18 protein-coding genes and 1 pseudogene are annotated in these 21057 nt (G+C 61.6%); 15 read left to right on the plus strand and 4 right to left on the minus strand.

The annotated features are described in order from the left end of the window. Positions 1–37 precede the first annotated feature (37 nt). The 8 genes from ACI5FR_RS04380 (at position 38) to ACI5FR_RS04415 (ending at position 9476) form a co-directional block, all read left to right on the plus strand. Positions 38–1282 carry an O-antigen ligase family protein gene (locus ACI5FR_RS04380; RefSeq protein WP_405450810.1) on the plus strand — a complete coding sequence of 415 codons (1245 nt, stop codon included), beginning with the start codon at positions 38–40 and terminating at the stop codon, positions 1280–1282. Positions 1283–1286: 4 nt separating this feature from the next. Continuing rightward, positions 1287–2585: a glycosyltransferase family 4 protein gene (locus ACI5FR_RS04385; protein WP_405450812.1), complete on the plus strand. Its 1299-nt coding sequence runs from the start codon at positions 1287–1289 to the stop codon at positions 2583–2585. A 63-nt stretch (positions 2586–2648) separates the two neighbouring features. Beyond that, positions 2649–4589, plus strand: a complete 1941-nt coding sequence (locus tag ACI5FR_RS04390) for a polysaccharide biosynthesis protein (protein ID WP_405450815.1) — start codon at positions 2649–2651, stop codon at positions 4587–4589. Continuing rightward, complete coding sequence (locus tag ACI5FR_RS04395; protein ID WP_405450817.1) at positions 4576–5700, plus strand: LCP family protein; 1125 nt, start codon at positions 4576–4578, stop codon at positions 5698–5700. The genes ACI5FR_RS04390 and ACI5FR_RS04395 overlap by 14 nt, the downstream gene beginning before the upstream one ends. Positions 5701–5715: 15 nt before the next feature. Beyond that, entirely contained in the window at positions 5716–6342 is a 627-nt protein-coding gene (locus ACI5FR_RS04400) for a sugar transferase (protein WP_405450820.1), read from the plus strand. Then, complete coding sequence (locus tag ACI5FR_RS04405) at positions 6339–7163, plus strand: GNAT family N-acetyltransferase (RefSeq protein ID WP_405450823.1); 825 nt, start codon at positions 6339–6341, stop codon at positions 7161–7163. The genes ACI5FR_RS04400 and ACI5FR_RS04405 overlap by 4 nt, the downstream gene beginning before the upstream one ends. Next, positions 7150–8262 carry a GNAT family N-acetyltransferase gene (locus tag ACI5FR_RS04410; RefSeq protein ID WP_405450825.1) on the plus strand — a complete coding sequence of 371 codons (1113 nt, stop codon included), beginning with the start codon at positions 7150–7152 and terminating at the stop codon, positions 8260–8262. The genes ACI5FR_RS04405 and ACI5FR_RS04410 overlap by 14 nt, the downstream gene beginning before the upstream one ends. Before the next feature lie 14 nt (positions 8263–8276). After that, positions 8277–9476, plus strand: a complete 1200-nt coding sequence (locus tag ACI5FR_RS04415; RefSeq protein ID WP_405450828.1) for a DegT/DnrJ/EryC1/StrS family aminotransferase — start codon at positions 8277–8279, stop codon at positions 9474–9476. Between the two features lie 15 nt (positions 9477–9491). Here ACI5FR_RS04415 and ACI5FR_RS04420 read toward each other — a convergent pair whose 3' ends face one another. Further along, complete coding sequence (locus tag ACI5FR_RS04420; RefSeq protein WP_405450830.1) at positions 9492–11135, minus strand: glycosyl hydrolase family 28-related protein; 1644 nt, start codon at positions 11133–11135, stop codon at positions 9492–9494. Positions 11136–11238: 103 nt separating this feature from the next. Here ACI5FR_RS04420 and ACI5FR_RS04425 point away from each other — a divergent pair, with 103 nt between their 5' ends. Both ACI5FR_RS04425 and ACI5FR_RS04430 read left to right on the plus strand, forming a co-directional pair. Next, complete coding sequence (locus ACI5FR_RS04425) at positions 11239–12183, plus strand: NAD-dependent epimerase/dehydratase family protein (RefSeq protein ID WP_405450833.1); 945 nt, start codon at positions 11239–11241, stop codon at positions 12181–12183. Positions 12184–12205: 22 nt separating this feature from the next. Further along, positions 12206–13327, plus strand: a complete 1122-nt coding sequence (locus ACI5FR_RS04430; protein ID WP_405450835.1) for an acyltransferase family protein — start codon at positions 12206–12208, stop codon at positions 13325–13327. Here the strand turns inward: ACI5FR_RS04430 and cas7c are convergent. From cas7c to cas5c, 3 genes are read right to left on the minus strand one after another with little or no spacing between them, the layout of a single operon-like run. Further along, on the minus strand, positions 13305–14207 hold the full coding sequence (cas7c, locus tag ACI5FR_RS04435; RefSeq protein ID WP_405450838.1) for a type I-C CRISPR-associated protein Cas7/Csd2: 903 nt from the start codon (positions 14205–14207) through the stop codon (positions 13305–13307). The two genes, ACI5FR_RS04430 and cas7c, sit on opposite strands and share 23 nt — an antisense overlap. A 38-nt stretch (positions 14208–14245) precedes the next feature. Then, on the minus strand, positions 14246–16078 hold the full coding sequence (gene cas8c, locus ACI5FR_RS04440; protein WP_405450840.1) for a type I-C CRISPR-associated protein Cas8c/Csd1: 1833 nt from the start codon (positions 16076–16078) through the stop codon (positions 14246–14248). Then, positions 16056–16730 carry a type I-C CRISPR-associated protein Cas5c gene (gene cas5c / locus ACI5FR_RS04445; RefSeq protein WP_483875158.1) on the minus strand — a complete coding sequence of 225 codons (675 nt, stop codon included), beginning with the start codon at positions 16728–16730 and terminating at the stop codon, positions 16056–16058. Before cas5c ends, cas8c begins: the two co-directional genes overlap by 23 nt. Before the next feature lie 399 nt (positions 16731–17129). Here cas5c and ACI5FR_RS04450 point away from each other — a divergent pair. The 5 genes and pseudogenes from ACI5FR_RS04450 to ACI5FR_RS04470 all read left to right on the plus strand — a co-directional run. Continuing rightward, positions 17130–17420, plus strand: a pseudogene (locus tag ACI5FR_RS04450) (hypothetical protein); the annotation flags it as partial. Positions 17421–17629: 209 nt separating this feature from the next. Next, positions 17630–18454, plus strand: coding sequence for an AraC family transcriptional regulator (locus ACI5FR_RS04455; protein WP_405450843.1), 825 nt, complete (start codon positions 17630–17632; stop codon positions 18452–18454). Positions 18455–18555: 101 nt separating this feature from the next. After that, positions 18556–19179 carry a YdcF family protein gene (locus ACI5FR_RS04460; protein ID WP_405450845.1) on the plus strand — a complete coding sequence of 208 codons (624 nt, stop codon included), beginning with the start codon at positions 18556–18558 and terminating at the stop codon, positions 19177–19179. 68 nt (positions 19180–19247) lie between these two features. After that, complete coding sequence (locus ACI5FR_RS04465; RefSeq protein ID WP_405450848.1) at positions 19248–19856, plus strand: 3'-5' exonuclease; 609 nt, start codon at positions 19248–19250, stop codon at positions 19854–19856. Positions 19857–20229: 373 nt separating this feature from the next. Next, complete coding sequence (locus ACI5FR_RS04470; RefSeq protein WP_405450851.1) at positions 20230–21048, plus strand: class I SAM-dependent methyltransferase; 819 nt, start codon at positions 20230–20232, stop codon at positions 21046–21048. The last annotated feature ends 9 nt before the right edge of the window (positions 21049–21057 follow it).

Here is a 21057-nt window from a genome sequence, read left to right on the forward strand (position 1 = left end):
CTAGCCAGGAAAGGAAGGAAAGGGGAAACCCGACCGTATGCCGTCTCAACCGATTCAAGTGCCGAGTTCTGGCGTCCATGCTACAATACGGACCCCTTTCACGACCCGCAAGCTCATGCTGGCCGCGGTCGTAGGGTACATCGTCTGCCTGCCGATGCAGTTCGATTTCGGCGGAGCCTTCCGGTTCGCCCCCTCCGACATGTTCCTGCTGATCGGACTGCTCGCGGCCGGACTGAGGCTGAAGCTCGATCGGCGGCAATTCAGCTCGTGGCACTGGGGGATGCTGCTTATCTTCGTTTCCGCTTCGGGCGTATCCATCGTATGGAACGGGTTCCTGCCAAGGTACGCTTTGCTGCAAAAAGACGTCGGCTTCCTCTTGCTCCTGCTGACATACATCCTGCTCATCCATGTCACCGATACGTGGGAAAGGCTGTACCGGCTGCTGCGGGTATTCCTCCTTAGCGTCGTCTGGCTGAACGCAGTCGCGCTGTTCGCGTTCTTCAGCGGCGTACGAATCCCGTTCATGGTGATGGACGGCCGGCTGGCGGGCATGCTGATTGATCCGAACGCCTATGGGGGCTTGCTGGTTACGGCTTTCGCGGTCCACATCCTGACGAGCGGCGGACCGGTTCGACTGCTCCGCGGGTGGATGGGTTTGTTCGCAACGGTTACGCTGTCGGGCGGCATCCTGATGACGTTCTCCCGGTCGTCCTGGATCGGCCTGGCGCTCGTGCTGATGGCCCTCACGGTGACGAAGCCGAAGCAGCTGATCCGGATCGGGGCCAGCTTCGTGGTAGCCTTCGCGGCGCTGCTGCTCTATAAGGGGACCGCGTACCTGGACGTCTTCGGCTCGATGGCCAGCCGCCCTTCGCAAATCCAGTCGCGGCTCGACATCATCAGCAAAGCGTACGAGTGGATCGCCCAAAGCCCGTTGATCGGCATAGGCCTCGGCACGTACAACCACGAGCTGCGCATCATCATCCACAACACGCCGATGTGGTTCATGACCGAGTTCGGCCTCATCGGCTTCCTGATCTACGGCGGCTTCATGCTCTGGTACTTCTTGGTCGGCATCCGGTCCTACCGGGCGGCCGAGCCGACTCATCGACCGGTCATTCTGGCATTCCTGCTCGCGCATGCCGCCATGATCGGATTGTCCATGGGCATCGAAGCGCTGTACCAGCGGTATTGGTGGTTCATGATGGCCATGAACGCGGCTTGCATTCACTTGACGGATTCGACCCGACAGAAGGGTTCACCCAGTCAAACGAAAGGAGGGTAAGCGCATGAGTAAGGCCTTTCTTCCTCACGAACAATCCCGGAAGGTGGCGTTCGTCGCTTCGATCTACGGACATTTTGGCGCCTTCCACCTGCCCTACATGGAGCTCCTGCAGCAGCACGGGTGCGAAGTGCACGCTTACGCGCAGCCGGGGCAGGAGCGGGAGCGGCTCGAGCGGCTGGGGGTCGTCTGCCACGACGTCCCGATCAGCCGCAGCCCCCTCCAGGCTGGCAATTGGCGGGCGCTCGGGCTGTTGACGGAGAGCTTCCGCACCGAGAAGTTCCAACTCGTGCACGTCCATACGCCCGTAGCCTCTTTCCTCGGGCGCATCGCCGCTCGCCGAGCCAGCGTGCCCTGCACGATGTATACGGCGCACGGGTTTCATTTCTACGCCGGGGCGCCGCTCCTGAACTGGCTGCTGTACTATCCGCTCGAGCGGCTGCTGGCCCGCTGGACCGACATTCTCATCACGATGAACGGCGAGGACTGGGAGCGGTCGCTCAAGTTCCCCGTGCGGCGGAAGGCGGTGTACGTGCCGGGGGTCGGCCTCGACCTGGGCGTGTACGGAGGCGGCAGCCCCGGTAGCCCCGGTAGCCTCAGCTGCCCCGGCGGCGGGGCCCCGAGCGCGGACGAGAAGGCAGAGGCGTGGCAAGCGCTCGGGCTGCCGCAGCTCGCGGAGGAGCCGGACGCGTGCGTCGTGCTGTGCATCGCGGAGCTGAACGCGAACAAGAACCAGCGCCAGCTCGTGGAGGCGCTGGGCCGCATCCGGGCCGAAGCGGGATCCGCGCGCGGCCTGCAGCTCGTCCTGGCCGGCACGGGACCGTCCGAGCCGGAGCTCCTCGCGCTCGCCGAGCGCCTCGGCGTGCGGGACCGGGTGCACGCGCTCGGGTTCCGGCGCGACATCCCGGCCCTGCTGCGGGCGTGCGACGCCGCCGCGCTCGTGTCGTACCGCGAGGGGCTGCCCCGCGCGGTCATGGAAGCGATGGCCGCCGGCAAGCCGGTCATCGGCACGCGCATCCGCGGCATCCGCGACCTGATCGCGGATACCGCGACGGGGTGGCTCGTGCCGGTCGGCGACGCCGGCGCCACGGCCGACGCGCTGCGCCGGCTGCGCGACGATCCGGTGCACGCCCGCGCCATGGGCGAGGCCGGCCGCGAGCGGATCAAGGGCTTCGGCCTGCCCGCCGTGCTGCGCGAGATGGAGGCCCTTTACATAGAAGCGCTGGATGCGAAGCCGACTGCCCCGGCCCAAGCGGCCCCGGACTCGGGCAGCTCCGTCGGTCCGGCCGGCCATGAGCCAGCCTAGGAAGCAACAATCGTACACGGATGTACGGATCGGTTAGTTCATTCGGACGATAAGGTGGAAGTCATGGTGAGAAGAACGCGTCTGGTTCGATTGGCTTTGTTGGATGCGGGGATCGTAGCGGCATCGGTATGGCTCGTATTCTCGCTCCGGTTCGATTTCAACATCCCCGCGCAGTACATGCACATGCTCCCGTATGCGATCCTCATTCACATCGCGGCGCACGCCGCATGCTTCTTCGGCTTCAAGCTGTACCACCGCATCTGGCGGTACACCGGCATAGAGGAGCTCGTGCTGCTGCTGAAGGCGAGCTGCCTGACGTTCGTCACCGTCATCGCGGTGAATGCGACCGTCCATCTGCTCATACCGGCCTATCGGCTCCCGCTGTCGCTGTACTCGGCGGCCGGCTATGTCCTGCTGGGCATCGCCGGCGCCCGAATGATCAGCCGGCTGCTCAGCGATCAACACCGGTCTCCGCTCGGAGCCGGGGCGTCAGAGGAAGCCGCCGGGCAGCCAAGCCAAGACGGCGGCAAGCTGCTCATCGTCGGCGCGGGCAAAGCCGGGCTGCTCGTCGCGCGGGAGATCAACCACTCCCGGTTCAAGTTCATGCAGCCGGTGGCGTTCGTCGACGACGATCCGGCGAAGCAGCGGCTGGAGATCATGGGGCTGCCTATCCTCGGAGACCGCCGGCTCATCCCCGAGACGGTCGAGCGGCTCGGCATCCGCTACATCATCATCGCCCTCCCGGCGGCCCCTAGAGCCGCCCTGGCGGAAATCATCGAGATCTGCAAGTCGACCCGGGCACAGATCAAGCTCATGCCCAGCATCGCCGAGATGCTGAACGGCAAAATGGCGGTCAACATGATCCGCGAGGTATCGGTGAACGACCTGCTCGGCCGGGAGCCCGTCAGACTCGACACCCGGGAGATCCGCGGCAGCCTCGAGCACGAGATCGTGCTCGTCACCGGGGCCGGGGGCTCGATCGGATCGGAGCTGTGCCGGCAGCTGGCCGCATTCCGGCCCCGGGAGCTGCTGCTGCTCGGCCACGGGGAGAACAGCATCTACTTGATCGAGCAGGAGCTGCGGACGCGGTTCCCGGAGCTCAGCGTCCATCCGATCATCGCCGACATCCAGGACGCTTCCCGTCTCGACAGCGTGTTTCACAAGCACCTACCCACGATCGTCTACCATGCCGCCGCGCACAAGCATGTGCCGCTCATGGAGCTGAACCCGATCGAGGCGATCAAGAACAACGTGCTCGGAACGCGCAATGTGGCGGAGGCGAGCGACAAGTACGGCGTCAAGCGCTTCATCCTCATCTCCTCGGACAAAGCGGTCAATCCGACGAGCATCATGGGTGCGACGAAACGCGTGGCGGAGATGATCATCCATGACCTGAACGCCTCCAGCTCCACCGCGTTCGCCGCCGTCCGGTTCGGGAACGTGCTCGGCAGCCGGGGCAGCGTCATTCCGCTGTTCCAGCGGCAGATCGAGAACGGCGGCCCGGTCACGGTCACCCACCGGGACATGGTCCGGTATTTCATGACGATCCCGGAAGCCGTACAGCTCGTCATTCAGGCGAGCGTGCTGGCGCAGGGAGGCGAAGTATTCGTGCTAGACATGGGCCAGCCGGTGCGGATCTACGATCTCGCCCGGGACTTGATCCGGCTGTCCGGCCTGGAGCCGGAGAAGGACATCCCGATCGTCTTCACCGGCATCCGGCCCGGCGAGAAGCTGTACGAGGAGCTGCTCACCGAAGAGGAGGGGCTAGCGGTAACGAAGTACGACCGCATCCTGATGAGCCGCCCTTCGTGCATCTCGAGGGCCGAGATCGCGCTCGTGCTCGGCGTCCTGGAGAATATGAGCAGCCGGCACGAATACGCCGTCAGCGGTATGCAAGTCAAGCGGCTGCTGAAGCAGCTCGTCCCGAGCTACTTGGGCGGGCAGGAGGAACCGCCTGCGGCGGCGCCGGAGCGGGTGAAGGTGGAAGCCCATGCAGGCACATGAGACTCAGACCGCTGAGAAGGCAACGTATGCGAATCGGCTGCCGGCAGGAAAGCCTCTCAAACGCAAGGCATGGAAGCGGCTGGGGCTCGGCCTGCTTCTGCTGCTTATAGCGGGCGGCGTTTGGTTAACCGGGCTGGCGCGGTCCTTGGACCCGCAGACGCACTTTCGCTCGCTGGCCGGAAACGCCTTGACCGTCCCACTGCCGGTCGCGCCGGAAGATACGGAGCCCGCTTCATCGGATGCGGAGCCCTCCGGGCCGTCCAACTTCCCGGCTGAGCGGTCCGCCGCCCTAGCACCTTCGCCCGCAGCCGCAGCGGCGTCGCCGGCGCCGGCCACCGCCTCCTCGTCATTCAACGTCGTGCTAATCGGTACCGATACGTGGGGCGACGAGCATGCCCGTGCGGACACGATCATGGTGGCGCACGTCATGCCGGAGAAACGGAAGGTGAATGTCGTGTCCATCCCCAGGGACACCCGGGTGTATGTGCAGGGGGTCGGCTATACGAAAATCAACCATGCCCATATCGTCGGCGAGAACAAGGGGGGCAACCGGCAGGGGACTCTGACGCTCGTGCAGGCGGTGAGCGACTTCCTGGGGATTCCGGTACACCAGTACATGAAGACGGACTTCGCCGGCGTCATCGATTTCATCGATTCGATGGGCGGGCTCGACATGGTGGTGGAGCAGGACGTGACGATCACGCCCGAGATAACGATCAAGCGGGGCGCCCAGCGGCTCGACGGGCAGCACGTGCTGTTTCTCGCCCGGGAGCGGTATACGCTCGCCGACGGGGATTTCGGGCGCCAGCGGGAGCAATTCCGCATCGTCCGGGCGGCAGCCAAGCAGCTGCTCCGACCCGAGCATCTGCCTGACCTCGCCGGCCTGCTGCGTACCGGCAGAGACGACATCCTCGACACCAGCTTTGCCGACAGCGATCTGCTCAGCCTCGCTTGGCTGTTCCGGGGAATGGAGGCGGAAGATTTTACATATGAGCAAATTCCCGGCAAGGATCAGTTCGGGCATGACCCGCTCGTAGGGGACGAGGTGTATTACTGGAGCGCGGACCAGGGGCAGGTGCGGTCCATCCGCGAACGATTATTTCAGGAGTAAGGCAGGCGAACGCCCATGTATGTGTATTGGAAAAGAGGCTTCGATATCGTGGGGGCAGCCCTGCTGCTGCTCGTCTTCTCCCCGGTCATGGCCGTCGTCGCATTCGTGATCCGGATCAAGCTGGGGCGGGAGGTGCTGTTCTGCCAGCTGCGCCCGGGACTTCACGAGAAGCCGTTCCGGATCTACAAATTCCGCACGATGGCCAATCTATACGACGCGGCCGGCGAGCTGCTGCCAGACGACAAGCGCTACATTCCGTTCGGGGGATGGATCCGCAGGCTGAGTCTGGATGAGCTGCCCCAACTCCTGAACGTGTTGAAGGGCGATATGAGCCTGATCGGGCCGCGCCCGTTGCTGATGCGCTACGGTCCCTACTATTCCGAGCGGGAAAAGCTGCGGTTCACCGTCCGCCCCGGCATGACGGGGCTCGCACAAGTATCCGGACGCAACCGGCTCGGCTGGAACGAGCGGCTCGCCTGCGATATCGCCTATGTCGAGGGGCTCGGCCTGCGGCAGGATTTGGCGATATTGGGTCGGACGGTGCTGAAGGTGTTGAGGCAGGATGGCGTCGTGGCGAATCCGGGCGAGCAGGATCCGCCGCTGGATGCGCACCGGATGGCCGGGAAGGAGGGATCGGCATGAACGTGATCTTACGTCCTCTGCAGGAGAACGATATCGAGACGGCGTGCCGGTTGCTGAAGCGGGGGATGCCGGAGAGGGAGTACAGCCATACGATCTTCGCCTGCTCCGGGTACCCCGACTACTTGCGGGCTTCCTCCCGGTGCGGGCCGAACGCGGCGACGCTGCTGATCGGCGCCTACGCGGAGGAGCGGCTGCTCGGCTTCGCCGAATGGCGGCGGCTCGAGCAGATGCTCGTGCTGAACAACCTCAATGTGGAGGGGGAGTGCCGCAGCCAAGGCATCGGACGCCGGCTCGTCGCCTACGGGGAAGCGCTGGCCCGCGAGGAGGGCGTGCGGACGCTGGCCCTCGACGTATTCGCCTGGAACCGGCTCGCTTACGATTGGTACCGGCGGCTCGGGTTCGTCGAATCGGGCCGGACGTACTGGTACGAGGGGGAGCTCGAGCCCCAGGAGTGTGATGGTAGACCAGGGGGGCCTTTCACGGGCGAGCCCGTGCGATTCGTCATCGAGGATTATCCGATGGCCGAGGCCCATCATGCCGCTTACGGCTTCTCCTCGTTCAAGCTGCGGACCTCGCAAGGCACTGCCCAAGTCGGCCGGCTGGGCGACCGCTATTACCGGATCCAGGCGAAGGACGGCGAATGGGATCCCGGGGGCCGATGGACCCGGATGCTGCTGGAGCTGGGCACGGGCCGCCGCCTGCTCGTGCTGTCGCCGGACGCGCATCTCGCGGATGCCGATCCGCGGCTCGTCCGGCTGAGCGAGAGCGTACGCATGATCCGGATGCTGGAGAAGGAGGCGGGGCTGTATGAAGCTTACTGATCTCGCGAGTTACGAGATCGTTCCGAGCTCGAGAACCGAGGAGTGGAACGACTGGATCGCCCGCCTGCCGCAACGGGACATCTATTACACCGCCGAGTACGCCCGCCTGTACGAGGTGGAGGGAGGGGAAGCGGAGGGGGAGCAAAAGGCGGAGCTGTTTGTCTTTCGGCAAGGCAGCCGGCTCGTCGTTTACCCTTATTTGCTTAGGGCCGTTAACCATCTGCCTGCCGTCCGAACGCTAGGGCTGCCGGGGGATTGGTACGACATCTCATCGCCCTACGGGTATGGCGGGCCGATCTCGAACCTCCCTCCGGGAAGAGAGCGTGAAGCGTTGATGATCGCCTTCTCGGACGCCTTCTTCGAGTATGCCCGGGAACGCCGGATCCTGACCGAGTTTGTCCGCTTTCATCCGCTGCTCGGCAATGCCCGCGATTACGCCGGGGTCGAGACCCGGTTGAGCCGGCATACCGCCTCCATAGACCTGCGGGGACAATCGGAGGCCGGCTTGCTCGAGCACTACTGCAGCAATCATAAGAAAAACGTGCGGAAATTCCGCTCCTCTCCGCTCACGATCCGGCACACGTCGCCGGGCGAACGGATGGACACTTTTATCGAGCTGTATTACGGGACGATGCAGGACCTTCAGGCGGATCCGTTTTACTATTTTCCCCGCCCGTTCCTGCATAACACCGCCCGCCTGCTTGCGGGACGCCTGGAGCTGTTCGAAGTGTGCCACGGGGAGGAGACGGTGGCCGCCTGCCTCGTAATGCACGAGCACCCGTTCATGCACTACCACCTGAGCGGATGGAACCGGGACTACCTGCATTGGGCACCGACCAAGCTGCTCATCCACGCCGCGGCCCTGTGGGGCATCGAGCATGGCTTCGAGCAGTTCCACCTCGGCGGAGGGTACCGGGGCGATGACCGGCTGTTCGATTTCAAAAAGGGGTTCGGGACGCACCTGCCGCCGCTCGAGTATTACTTGGGCCGGCGCGTGTTCTTCCCCGAGCTGTACGACCGGCTTCGTTCCGAGCTCGGAGGCGGGGCCGATCTTGGGGAGTATTTTCCCCTCTATCGCCATCCCGCACTATGCCATTGAAGGAGATGCTCCAGATGAGCCTGCCACAACCTATCCCGCGCACCGGCGACTTGCCGCCGCGCATCCTCTTGTCCCCGCCGCATCTGAGCGGCCGGGAGAAGGCTTATGTCGACGACGCGTTCGCGTCGAACTGGATCGCCCCGCTCGGGCCGCACGTCGATGCGTTCGAGCGGGAGGTCGCCGCGATGACCGGGTCGAAGGGGGCGCTCGCCCTCTCCTCCGGCACCGCCGCGATCCACCTCGCCCTTCGGCTGGCGGGCGTCGAACGGGGCGACTACGTTTTGTGCTCCACGCTCACCTTCGTGGCGAGCGCGGGCCCGATCCTATACCTAGGGGCCCGTCCGGTCTTCGTGGACTCGGAGCCGGAGACATGGAACATGTGCCCGCTGGCGTTCGAGCGGGCGTGCCGCACGATCACCGACGAGGGCTATCCGCTGAAGGCGGCCGTCGTCGTCAATCTGTACGGACAGAGCGCCGATCTGGAGCCGATCGCCGCGATCTGCGACCGCTATGGTATCGCGCTGATCGAGGACGCCGCCGAATCGCTGGGTGCCACGTACAAGGGCAAGGTGAGCGGAACTTGGGGCCGGTTCGGCGTGTACTCGTTCAACGGCAACAAGATCATCACGACGTCCGGCGGCGGCATGCTCGTCTCCGACGACACCGAGGCGCTGGAGCGGGCGCGCTTCTGGGCGACCCAGGCCCGCGATGCGGCGCCGCACTACCAGCACTCCGAGTTGGGCTACAACTATCGGATGAGCAACATCCTCGCCGCGCTCGGCCGGGGGCAGCTCGAGCAGCTGGAGGAACGGGTGGAGCGTCGAAGGGCGATCTATGAGGCGTACCGCGCCAGGCTCGAACCGATTCTCGGTCTGCACTTCATGCCCGAGTCGCCGGAAGGGCGCAGCACCCGGTGGCTTACCGCCATCACCGTAGATGAAGAATACGCGCAGGTGTCGGCGCGTCAGCTGCTGAATTGCCTCGAACGCAACAATATCGAGGCGCGGCCGGTCTGGAAGCCGCTTCACCTGCAGCCCTTGTTCGCGAGCTCGCCGTACTTCCCGTACTTCGAGGGCTACAGCGTGTCGGATCAGCTGTTCGCGAACGGCATTTGCCTGCCCTCCGGGTCGGCGATGACGGACGAAGAGCAGGCCAGGGTCATGGATACGATCGAGACGTGCATTCAGAACGGCAGGAGCGTCTTGCGGCGGTGATACTCACACCTCCCGCTACTTCGCCTTCCAGCCAGTCGCACCGGTACCGGTTTCCTTGACGTACAGCGTGCTCGCCGCACCGCCGTCGGTCCGAATCGCGACACTGCCGGCCGGCGCCGCCAGAACGCCCTCCGGCGAGCCCTCCACCAGGAACACCGAAGGCAGCACCGTGCCGCCTGCGAGGCGGAGTGCCTTCTGGAAGTTGCCGTACGTGGAATGCCATTCCGGGATTTGTGCCGGATTGTAGAGCGTTCCAAGCGAAGTGCCCTGCATCGCCGCGAGCGTCTCGAACTCCACAACGCGCTTCACCTTGGCCGTTCGGGAGTCGAAGACAGCGATATTGCTCAAGCGCACATAAGGTCTCGCCGTCCCGTAGGACGACAAGAGCACCGCTTGGTTCGCGCCGCAGTTGCGCACCAGCATGTTGTCTACCGTCGCCATCGTGTCCGATACGGTCGCGAAGACGTGCAGGGCGGGGCCGCTCAAGTCTTGGGCGTCCATCGTGCCGACGTACAGGTCGCCGCCGTCGATCCGGATGCCGCTCGCGTTCGGCGAGCCCGCCCCGTACAGCTCGAGCGAGCCCAGGCGGAGCCTCGGCTTGCCGCCGCCGCTCGCCGCGGCATAGACGGCGGGCCCGCCAATGCCGTCGAACCTGGCGCGTGTTACGTCGATGAACTGGCTGTACAGCGTCTGGAGGCCATAAGCTGCGCTGTGGTCCGTCGACTGGATCGACAGGTGCCCGATCTTCAGCGTCAGCCCGTAGGACAGCAGTGCCGGCTCGGTCGTCCCGGCCACGCGCATGTCGAGGGCTCCGATGTCGAGCGTCCACAGCTTGGCGATCGCATCGGACAGCCCGGCCGAGAGGTCGTTGCCGTAGCCGGTCGTCGACACCGAGTCGAACCGCTGATAGAACGGGCGCGTGCCCTTGTACTCGTCGGGCTCGAGGTCAAGCGAGTTCGCTCCCTTGAAGCCCGGCGCGCCGCCGCGGCTGTTGTCCAGGACGGCGCGGTTCACGTGCAGTCGGTCGACGAAGTGCACGACGAAGTTCTTCCGTCCGGCCGTCTCGCAGCGGGCGTACCCGATCTGCACGCCGACGGAGGGAGCCGATTCGGTCCCGCCGATGAAGATGTTGTCGCCGTAGCAGTCGTGCGCATAAATCGATTCGATGCTGACATTCTGCGAGCTGGAGACGAACAGGCCGTGCAATTGATCGTTCACACCGGTGCGTACCGTTGAAGCGCTTCCGTCTATTTCGACATGTCCGGCCACCGTAATGTCGGCGGCGTTGAAAATCACAAGCACCCGGGTATTCGACGGAGCATTCGGCGCGAGCACGAGCTTCGCTCCCGGCTCGAACAGCAGGTTGGCGCCGGACGGGACCCGAATGCACCACCATTCGGAGCTCGCCGGGTTGCGCATCTGACCGGAGGAGACCTTGTACGTACCCGCCGGGATGAAGACCCCCTTGCGTGAAGCGGTCCCGCTCGCAATCGCATTCTGAATCGCGGTCGTATCGTCCTTGGTCTCGTCACCGGCCGCGCCGAACGAGCGCACGTTCACATACCCGTTCGTCTCGGGATCGAGCTTGACGGACGTCACGGCTCCGTTCGCCAGCTTGGCGGTCGTGACCGAGCCGTCCGGAAGAGGAGAAGCAGCCATTGTGGTTCACTCCTTCGTATCTATGATTCTTGTAGTTTATGAAACCATAGGAGCCTTGGTGTGTTCCAAACAACGCCATTACGGGCTTTGGGGAGATTTTGAGATGAAAGTACTAGTAACCGGGGGAGCGGGATTCATAGGGTCCCATGTTGTGGACCGGCTATTGGCTCAGCACATCGAGACGGTCCTTGTCGATAATTTGTCCGGTGCGTCCGGCGCGGCTTACGTGCATCCTGCGGCAGTCCTATATACGCACGACATCCGGGACGAGGCGCTCCACGAGGTGTTCGCCCGGGAGCGGCCGGACGCCGTCATCCATCTGGCCGCCCAGATCAACGTGGCGGAGTCGCAGCGCAATCCGCTGTTCGACGCCGGCGTGAACATCTTCGGCACGCTGAGTGTGCTTCGGCAGTGTGAGGCGCACCGCGTCCGCAAGGTCGTATACGCTTCTTCGGCGGCGGTCTATGGGGCCCCGCAATACCTTAGCATCGACGAGAATCATCCGCTCGCGCCTACATCGTGCTATGGCGTATCGAAGAGCGTGCCCGAATCGTACATCCGGCTGTTCGCCGGCATGTACGGGCTGAAGTATACGATTCTCCGGTTTGCGAACGTCTATGGGCCTAGGCAATGCGCCCAGGGGGAAGCCGGGGTCGTGTCGGTGTTCCTGGACCGTTTGATGCGGAGCGAACGTCCTATCATATATGGGGACGGCGAGCAGACCCGGGACTTCGTGTATGTGGAGGATGTGGCGGACGCGGTGCTATCGGCGGTGAAGGCGGACCGGAGGGTGGATAACCAGACGATCAATATCAGCTCCGGAAGACCTACCTCCGTGAACGGACTCGTCGAACTGATGGGCAAGCTGACGGGGCGCCCGATCCAGTCGCACTACGAAGAGGCGCGTCCGGGCGACATCGTGCACAGCTATCTGAACAATCGGAGGGCGCTGGAGCTGATGCAGTGGAAGCCGTCCCACACGCTCGCCATGGGGCTGGAGAAAACGATCGCGGCCGGTATGCCGGTCCCGGGCGCCGTAGGGACATGAGAGCGGGAGAGGAGCATTCGTCATGGAACGGAAAATCAATGCGGAGATGTTCGTCCTGCGCAGCGTGGCCTGCCTGAGCATCGCACTGCTGCATGCGCTGTACCGGGTCTACGACGGAGAGACGTCTTGGGTGGAGTCGATCGGTCTGCTGCTGACGTTCGGGACGCCGGTGTTCGTCTTCATCTCCCAATTCGTGCTGTCGTTCGCTTATCCGGCGGGCACCCCAGCCGGGTTTTGGAGCAAGCGGATCAAATACATTTTGCTGCCGTATGTCATCTTCGGTACGCTCTATGCGGGGTTGAAAGGGCTCGATCTGGCCGGACGGGAAGGATTGCCGCTAGTGGGGGCGGTGTGGTACTACCTTTGGAGGCATTTGCTGCTGGGGGATTTTCACGGGTACTTCATTCTTGTGATCTTCCAGTTCTACGCCCTGCACATGGTGTTCCAGCGGCTAGCCGGGCGACTGTCGCCACGCCGGGTACTGCCTGTCTCATTCGCGATCAACGTCGCCTACTTGGCGTTTTTCAACTTCACCCAGCCGGGCGACTCCGCCGCCCTCCACTACATTTGGGATAAAATGTATTGGCTGTTTTTCCCGGGCTGGCTGTTCTATTTCACCGGAGCGTATTACCTGGGGCGGCATGAGCGCTGGTTCCGCGACCAGCTGAAGCGGTTCCGCCTCGCCGCCTACGGGTTGCCGGTCGCGACCGGGGCGCTGGTGCTGCTCGTGAACGGGCAGGGGTGGATCACCGCACATTCGTCCAAGCGCATCGACATGCTGCTGTTCGCCTCGAGCATGATCGTGTTCCTGTTCGCCGCGGCTTCCTCCATGAGGCGAATTCCCGCGGTGCTGGAATGGATCAGCCGCTACTCGTTCGGCATCTATCTGCTGCATCCGCTGCTGCTCGCCGTCTTCGCGATGGCCCCGGCCTCGTTCGGGCTGCGCAGCTTGGGCGTGTTCAGCGTGGCGCTGCAATTCGCCGGATGCGTCGTCGGCTCCGCACTTCTCATGCAGCTCGCTAACAGGGTGCCGGGCGGCGCGTACGTGGTCGGCCGCGTCGGGATCGGGCTCGGCCGGAAGCGGGAAGATGAGCCGCAGGCGGGCGGCTCGGCCAGTCCGGCTACTCCAGCTCCCGAATCGTAATACCGGCCGGCAGTCCGTCCCGGTCCACCGCGATGCTGTAGTCGGCGTACGCCCTAGGGGCAGAGTCGGTGCTGCGGGCAATATGAATCCGCTCGAACAAATGGTGGGCGGGCGCGTGACCCAGCTTGGAGTCATGCTCGAATACGACGAGCTTGCGGGCCGCCATCTGCCCCCTCGACGCCGAACGGTCATGCTCGAAGGAATGAATCAGTGCTTCCCAGAGCACGTTCAAATCATCGGAGGTGAAGCCGGTCTTCTCAGCCAAGTACGCCGAGATATAGCCGTCCATCCGGTACAGCGCGTACGGGATAATATGCTTGCGTCCCATCTCCCGTTCTTTGTCCACGCCTTCTTGGGTTACCGCATGCCGCGTGATCGTCACCTCCTGGGCGAAGATCGGATCGAGGCTGCGGGCGAAGGAGAATTGCACGGGACCCCGGACTTGGCCGGCATTGACCTTCGTCGTCATTACCGCCCCGAAGGTGCGGATGTCGTAGAAGTTGTTGCACATCCAGCGCGTCAGCTCCCGGGCCTCGGCCGCGTCCTTCGGCTTCAGCTCCTTGCTCTTCGCGTCGTCCGGCCGGATCGCTTGGTACGCCCTTCGGTGCTGCTCGTTCAGGACCCCGCCTTCCGTCACGTAGATATGGAAGCGCTCCTGTCCTTCCCGGGTCAGCTCGATATAATTCCGCACCTTGCGCTTCAACGACACGTCCGTGATAATCCCATGCCCCGTCTCCGGATCGAGCCGGGGCATATTCCCCGCATCGGGATCGCCGTTAGGGTTGCCGTTCGTCACGTCGAAGAAGAGGGAGAATTCGATCCTGTGCTGCAACACGGCTCCGCCCCGCCAAGGGAGAAGATCTTTTTCCAACGTTGCCATTCCAACTTCACCGTCCGTTTATTTTTATCCGTGCTCCGTTATTCCTCGTTCGCCCTTCGCGTATCCGCCTCGCTCGCAGGTCCGCTTGCAGGCTCCTGCCCTCTGAGATCGGCTTCCTCGGCCGGCTTCCCTGCGAAAGCCGCCTGTTTCTGATGGTAATACCCCAGCATGAACAACCCCTGCTGCTGAACGTTCAGCCTGGCCGGGAACTGGCCGACGCCGGACAAGATCTCCGCCATCTCCCGCTCGCGGAGCGGACCGAATTCTGACTTGCTCGTGTGGGAGCTCGCCAGCCTGAGCAGATTCGGGAACACCGTTCTCGGGTTCGTAACCGCCGCCTGGAAATACCGGTCCTTGATCGTCGCGTGGAGCTTCGCCGGCCGGGCGGCCTCCACCTGGGCCCGCTCCAGAACCGAGAAGAGCCGCCCCAGCCGGTAGGCGGGCTCCGTGGCGGATACGTTCAAACTCATCATTAATCCCTCCTTCAGTAAATGGTTGTGGTTGTGAATCCGGCAATAGCGGGTGAGATAGCCTTTGACAATCGATGCCCGCAGACGGTTCACGATGCCGTCCATGCGGATCCGTCCGAGGATCGCGGTGTACAGCGAATAAGGATAGGCGGTTCCCTGCAGGACCGCCCGGAACAGCTCTCCGCCGATCCGATCGGGGGGACCGTCTCCGATTTTGCGGCCGTCGCCGGCTACGCGCCTCGTCTCTTCGAGGATCTCGGTTAGCGTCGGGTAGAAGGTATGGTCCCGAGGCTCATCCGGGCCGGCCAGCGAGAAGTCGGCGGCGTGGGCGTTCAGCTGCCGGGCGAGGTCCCCGAACCGGCCGTGCCAGAACAGCCGGACCGACACCCTGGCGTTATTGGGCGCGAGCCCGAGAATATAGAAGGGAGCATCCGCGTGGGGAAGCGTGCCTTCCGTCGGCTCCGTCGCTCCCGCCTTCCCCGTCATCCCTCCGGTTGCGAGCCAAGAGGCGAGCAAAGGCTCCGTCTGCGAAGCGACGGTGTGGTCTCCGGACCAGAATACGACCGTCATGTCTCCGAGCAAGAGCCGATTGGAAGGGGAGGCGAGCAGGTGGTTCAAAGCCGTCGCATAGCCGAACGTAGCGGCTTTGCTGACGGGTGCGTTGTAGCTTTGCATATGGTCCTTGCCGTATGACTCCGCCGAGCGGAAGTTGAAGGAGACCAGCGTTGCCCCGGCCTGCTGCGCGTGACGGACGCCCTTGATCTTGTCATGCAGCCGGGCTATCGCGGTGTAGCGCTGACCGGTCGCCAAGCACTGGGCGTCATAGCCCGACTCCGTCTCCTGCTTCTCCCTATGCCGGATCCAGGCGTCCCGGATGTTAGGGTCGCGATGAGCCGGCTCTGCGGCGCCTTGAACGCGGAAGACCATGTTCGTGTCGATCCCGCGGTCCAAGTCCGCGAGGTGGTCCTGAAGCGCGGGGTGTCTTCGGGCCTGCTCCGGCTTCCAGTACGAGTAGAAGTTTAAGATGGCCTCCGCCGTTTCGCCTGCCGCCCCGGCCAGGATAGTCTGCGCGAGCTCCCGGGATGCCTCGTACTTTTTGAGCGCGTCGGCTAGCTTCTTGGCGTCGGGCGGAGCGTAGCCGATCAAGTATTCGGCTTTGTCGCACAGAAAATAAGGGGAGATCCCGCTGGACCGGCTGGCTTGTTCCGGAACGATCTCGGAGCGCGGCACCCTTTTTTTCCCGGACTGCTCTCTCGCATTCGTTACCGCCTTCAGGGTCCCGTCCTGCGCCAATTCCAAGATATAGGCCGCTTTGCCCACGCTGAAGTACATTTCGCATACACCGGAGTTCGGGTCCTGAACGAGATCCAGATATCGCTTATAAAGCGCCTGTACGATCAAGGGGCATCGCTCCTCTCGGCGGAAGTGACGGCACGTGGATGATGCCTCGGCGCATGCTAGCCTGGAAGAATAGGGGGGTCATCCCATCCTGAAAATCCAGATCGTGCAGCATCCAGCCGAGATCGACCGCTTCCTGGTCTTGGTAGAAGGACGATGGTAGCGGGTCCCAAGCTTCAATCAGCCGGAATTGGGCCGCGAACTCCCGGCACCCGAGATAGGGACGATGGAAGCATTGTCCAAGCCTCGCCCGGCGTACGAACATGTTGTAGTGTTTCTCGGCCGAGTCGCCGGGACCTGCCTCCTCCGTCAAGACGAAGTGGGCGTCGATGAGGTAGGCCGGCCGGCGGAGCAGGAGGGTGGATCGCTGTTGACGTTCCTCCGTGACGACCTGCGAGAGGGCTACCGGTTTGCCCGCCATGGCGGCCTTCACGGAGCCCGCCGCGATTTTATTCTCGATTTCGTTCCTTCGAACGGTCTCGTAGACAATTTCATGCAAAACGTGAATACGGTCAACGACCCAGCGAATCGCCGGCCTCCAGTGAACGGCCTCGAGAATCCCGCGAGCGGCGGAAGGCGTCATGGCCTCATAGCTCATCCGTTCTACTTTCATTTCGGGTCTGGTGAAGCAGGCGTAGTCGCCCCAGACGTGCAATCGGATGCCGAATGCCAGTGTAAAGCCCCCTCTCCCGGCCGTACCGTTCGAACCTCAGGGCTTGGTATCATCCTACTGAAGATCGAAGGTCTTTATGCCTACTAGGTGTTAAACTACCAATCCTATCGGAATAGATAGGTGCGATAGCTTCAGATATTAGGTGATTGGAAGGATTGCTTGGCATGCATAAAAGGCATTTAGTACTATTTCTAATTCTAGACCTGGGCTAAATCCCCTGCTTATTTTCAGATAAAACTAGAAAAATTTTGTATAACAGTAAATTTATCGAATATTCGCGTATGATGCTGAATGATGCCGAATGGCGCCGAATCCCTGGAAGGAATTTGCTAATTGTCCATGGAAATTGTTTTTTAGTGCTTATTCCGCCCTCGGAGGTGGAGGGAGAAGGAATTCGAGGTCGGACTCGTCATGAGCAAATCCGAAGCGATCCGGTTGATTTGCAGGTCGTTCGATCTTCTGCTTGACGTGCTGGAGGAGCTGAAGTCCAGTCCGGAACGATTGCTCTCACAGCCGTACTTGGACATGGCGCCGCTTACATTCAGCTCGCTGAATAACGAATCCACAGTGCTGGACGTCATGATGCAGATGATGAATCACTTGCCGTATCACACGGGACAGATTACATATATCGCCAAGATGAGAGTAGGTGAGCTGCAATGGGAAACTTGATCACGCATGATCATCGCAATGTATATCCTCAGATTTACGCTATTTGACTCCGGCCATGCTCGAGCACCCTCTGGAAACTTGGAAAACGGTCGTAACCGTTGAAGTGGAGCCGGAAAGGGCGGATTAAGCCAATTCTCTGCTTCCTCTTACCGCGGGGACAGGTATAATGGAGGCATGAGCTAGGTTCGTTGCTGACGGGGGTGTCTCCAATGATGAATTTCGTTATGGCGAATGGCATGAATTGCGGCAAAGTCCGGTGCGAGATCGGCTGGAATTGGAGACCGGGGCCGCTGTGCGATTATGACCTCTGGTGCGTGCTGTCCGGCAGCGGGGAGATGCAGCTGAACGGAGTGAAGCATCCGCTGAGGAAGGGAGCCTGCTTCCTGCTCCACCCCGGTGATCAGCCGGTCGCCTCCCAAGATCTGGATGATCGGCTGACGGTGATCTTCATCCACTTCCAGGTTCTCTCGTTTGGTCCCGACCGGACGGTCCTGAGCCCGGAACTCCTTAAGGACCGGGTCGTCTACATGGAGGACCTGGCGGAGTTGGAGGGGCTGCTGCATCAGGCGCTCGAAACCCGGTATCGCGACGATGCCTGGACGGAGCAGGAGTTCGACTGCACGATGAAGTCGGTCCTGATCCAGCTGTACCGGGCCCAGGATCGTCCGGAGGCGGCCTCGGCCCTGTCGCGCAAGCAGCGGCAGGCGGTCTCACGCGTCATGCGCCGCGTGCAGGAAGAAGGCGGTCGCCGTATTCCGCACGAGGAATTGGCGGAGCTGGTCGGCCTGACACCGGCGTACATGAGCAAAATTTTCAAGCTGTACACCGGAACGTCCCTGAAGGAATACGTCACCAAGGTCCGGCTGCAGCGGGCGAAGCATCTGTTGTCGGAGACGACAATGAACGTATCGCAGGTGTCCGATGCGCTGGGGTATGCATCCGTATTCCTGTTCAGCAAGCAGTTCAAGCAGCATTTCGGGACGCCGCCTTCGTCCTTCATGCAAAGGGCCGATCCTCCGCAGTCGACTCGCTAAAGCTCGGCTAGAGCCTGATTTTTTGGCCTAAATTCACTTTTGCTCGCTCCCGTGTCATACTGGAAGTAACAGTATGTTTCGCATGGGGAGCGGATGAATCCATGTTGATATCCGAGCTTGTAGCCGATCAATTGAGCCGAGACGAGCTGACGCGGCTCTTATTCGTAACCGCGTCGGAGGAAGAGATGCACGGCGATTGTATCTTCGTCTTCGGGAGCGGGGGTCGGATTACGGCGGAGCGCGTGAAGCGTGCCGTCGAGTTGTTCTCGGCCGGCAAGGCTTCGCACATCCTGTTCTCGGGCGGGACGCGATGGGGGCTTCACCCTCAACCGGAGGCCGTCGTTATGAGGAACATGGCCGTGGGATTGGGCGTTCCCGAGCATGCGATCCTCATCGAGACGGAATCGAACCATACCAAGGAAAACGTACTGGCGTCCTTGCTCGTCCTGGACCGTCATTGCGGATTGTATAAGCTGCGCCGGCTGCTCGTCGTGAGCGCTCCCTGGCACATGCGGCGATGCTTGTTGACGCTGCATACGTATATGCCGCCATGGATTCAGTTCGTGCCTTGCCCGGACTGCCGTCAAGTTGGGCAAGCCCATAACTGGTGGGAGTCCGAGCTGGAAGCCCGGAAGGTGAAGAAGGAGGCCGCCTCGCTCATTCAGTATGTGAGGGAAGGCCAGCTGGCCGATGACGAATTGGATGCGGCTCAGCCAAGCACATAGGACAGGAGCCGATTCGTATCCAAATCACATTTGTTTCCGATGCCGAGTACGAAGTAAGTGACATTCATGTGGGCGACCTGCATAGCCGGACGTTTTGTGTATTCGATCTGGAAGGTACCGGAATCGATTATGAGACGGATCACATCACGCAGATCGGAGCGGTGCTGCTGCAGGACGGGGAGGTCGTCCGGCGATTCTCTTCGTTGGTTCGCTCCCCGGTTCGAATCCCTGAGGCTATTGAAAGGCTAACGGGTATCAAGAACGCCGAATTAGAAAGCGCCCCCGATTTTCCCGAGGTGTACGCACGCTTTCTAGAGTTTAGTGCCGGTGCGGTGTTAGTTACTCAAGCCGGCTACGAATACGACGTCCACATGCTGGAGCGGCATTGCGGTCGGTATGGAATCCCCTGGAAGCCGCAGCCTGTCATAGATACCAAAGCGCTCTACGCTTCGATCCATCCCGAGATCACCGATATCATTTCCACCAACTACTTGCTTCGGACTTATCAGATCGACGACCGAGATGTTCCGCGTCACGATGCGCTGGGAGATTCGATTTTGATCAGCCGTTTTTTTCGGGCCATCCTGGAGGAGTATCGTGCACTGGGACATGCCGATTGGACGGTCCGGGAGGGATTGCGGGTCAAGCGATTCCAGCTTCCGCCGCTTGGGGGTTAATACCGTATAATCTTCTTTACAGCACCCTAATCACCTGGTAACATAGGGCCAATATGCATAAAGCGATGAAGAGGGCAGTAAATAGAGGACACTTTCACAGAGAGCTCCGGCAGCTGAAAAGGAGTAAAGCGTCCTGTATGGAAAAAAGCCTCTGAGCTGCACATCGGAACCTGGTAGCCGGGGGGTGATGGGACAGGAGCTCCTGTTACAGAGCTAGGGTATAAGCATTCGCGAGGGATGCCGTACTTGAAGAGGCCGATAGGGGGACCTGTCGGCGAACCTGGGTGGTACCACGAGGAGTTCCAATCTCGTCCCTGAGACTATAGTCTTAGGGGTGGGATTTTTTTATTTTCAGTTAATCGGGAGGGATCACATGGACAGTATGGAAATCGTAAGGAAATTTTATGATGAAACGGTGAATGTGGAGTGGAAGCGGCTCGATCGCCATCAAGTCGAATTCGAGCTTAGCAAACGTTATATTCGCCGCTATGTCAACCCGCAGGACAAGGTGCTGGACCTCGGCGGGGGACCGGGCAAGTACTCGCTCTACCTGGCACAACTTGGCTGCCAAGTGACCTTGGCGGATCTTTCCGAGAACAATGTAGCGTTTGCGATGAATAAAGCAGAGGAGCTTGGACTGTCGTTGAACGGCCTGCGTGCCGATTGTCGCGATTTATCCGCACTGGAGGATGAACAATACGATCATGTCCTGTGCATGGGCCCGATGTATCATCTGAAGGAAGAGCAAGACCGGGTTGCCGCGATTCATGAATGTATGAGGGTTCTAAAACCGGAGGGAACTTTATTCGTGGCCTTTGTTTCTTCTTATTCCTTCGTGTGGGATTATCTGATCCAGAATCCAAGCTTGATCTTGGACGACGAGAGGGGCTCCCAGCTCCATACGATAGTCAAGGATGCCAACTTTGCCGGACATGCATTTACGGAAAATTTCTTCATCCGCCCGGGTGATGTGCTTCCGTTTTTCCAACCCTTTGATCTGGATAGCCTGCATCTGGTCAACTGCGAGAGCTTCTTGTACATGCGCGAGCCGGAACTGCTGCGCCAAGCGCCGGAGGTGGTCTCCGCCTGGCTGGACTTGGCCGAGCAAGTGTGCGAACGGGAGGATTTGCTGAGTATGGCCGAGCATCTCATGTATATTGGGCGGAAACGATTGACCTTCAACCAAGTTTAAGGCTTATAA

The organism is Paenibacillus sp. HJGM_3, from assembly GCF_045062745.1.
Lineage (GTDB): Bacteria > Bacillota > Bacilli > Paenibacillales > NBRC-103111 > Paenibacillus_AA.

Bases quoted from the DNA above. Each gene is read 5' to 3' on its own strand.
- ACI5FR_RS04455 (WP_405450843.1), top strand. From the start codon at position 17,630: ATGATGAATTTCGTTATGGCGAATGGCATGAATTGCGGCAAAGTCCGG.
- ACI5FR_RS04395 (WP_405450817.1), top strand. From the start codon at position 4,576: ATGCAGGCACATGAGACTCAGACCGCTGAGAAGGCAACGTATGCGAAT.
- ACI5FR_RS04425 (WP_405450833.1), top strand. From the start codon at position 11,239: ATGAAAGTACTAGTAACCGGGGGAGCGGGATTCATAGGGTCCCATGTT.
- cas7c (WP_405450838.1), bottom strand. From the start codon at position 14,207: ATGGCAACGTTGGAAAAAGATCTTCTCCCTTGGCGGGGCGGAGCCGTG.
- ACI5FR_RS04470 (WP_405450851.1), top strand. From the start codon at position 20,230: ATGGACAGTATGGAAATCGTAAGGAAATTTTATGATGAAACGGTGAAT.
- ACI5FR_RS04410 (WP_405450825.1), top strand. From the start codon at position 7,150: ATGAAGCTTACTGATCTCGCGAGTTACGAGATCGTTCCGAGCTCGAGA.
- ACI5FR_RS04415 (WP_405450828.1), top strand. From the start codon at position 8,277: ATGAGCCTGCCACAACCTATCCCGCGCACCGGCGACTTGCCGCCGCGC.
- ACI5FR_RS04385 (WP_405450812.1), top strand. From the start codon at position 1,287: ATGAGTAAGGCCTTTCTTCCTCACGAACAATCCCGGAAGGTGGCGTTC.
- ACI5FR_RS04390 (WP_405450815.1), top strand. From the start codon at position 2,649: ATGGTGAGAAGAACGCGTCTGGTTCGATTGGCTTTGTTGGATGCGGGG.
- ACI5FR_RS04420 (WP_405450830.1), bottom strand. From the start codon at position 11,135: ATGGCTGCTTCTCCTCTTCCGGACGGCTCGGTCACGACCGCCAAGCTG.
- ACI5FR_RS04405 (WP_405450823.1), top strand. From the start codon at position 6,339: ATGAACGTGATCTTACGTCCTCTGCAGGAGAACGATATCGAGACGGCG.
- ACI5FR_RS04460 (WP_405450845.1), top strand. From the start codon at position 18,556: ATGTTGATATCCGAGCTTGTAGCCGATCAATTGAGCCGAGACGAGCTG.
- ACI5FR_RS04400 (WP_405450820.1), top strand. From the start codon at position 5,716: ATGTATGTGTATTGGAAAAGAGGCTTCGATATCGTGGGGGCAGCCCTG.
- ACI5FR_RS04380 (WP_405450810.1), top strand. From the start codon at position 38: ATGCCGTCTCAACCGATTCAAGTGCCGAGTTCTGGCGTCCATGCTACA.
- ACI5FR_RS04430 (WP_405450835.1), top strand. From the start codon at position 12,206: ATGGAACGGAAAATCAATGCGGAGATGTTCGTCCTGCGCAGCGTGGCC.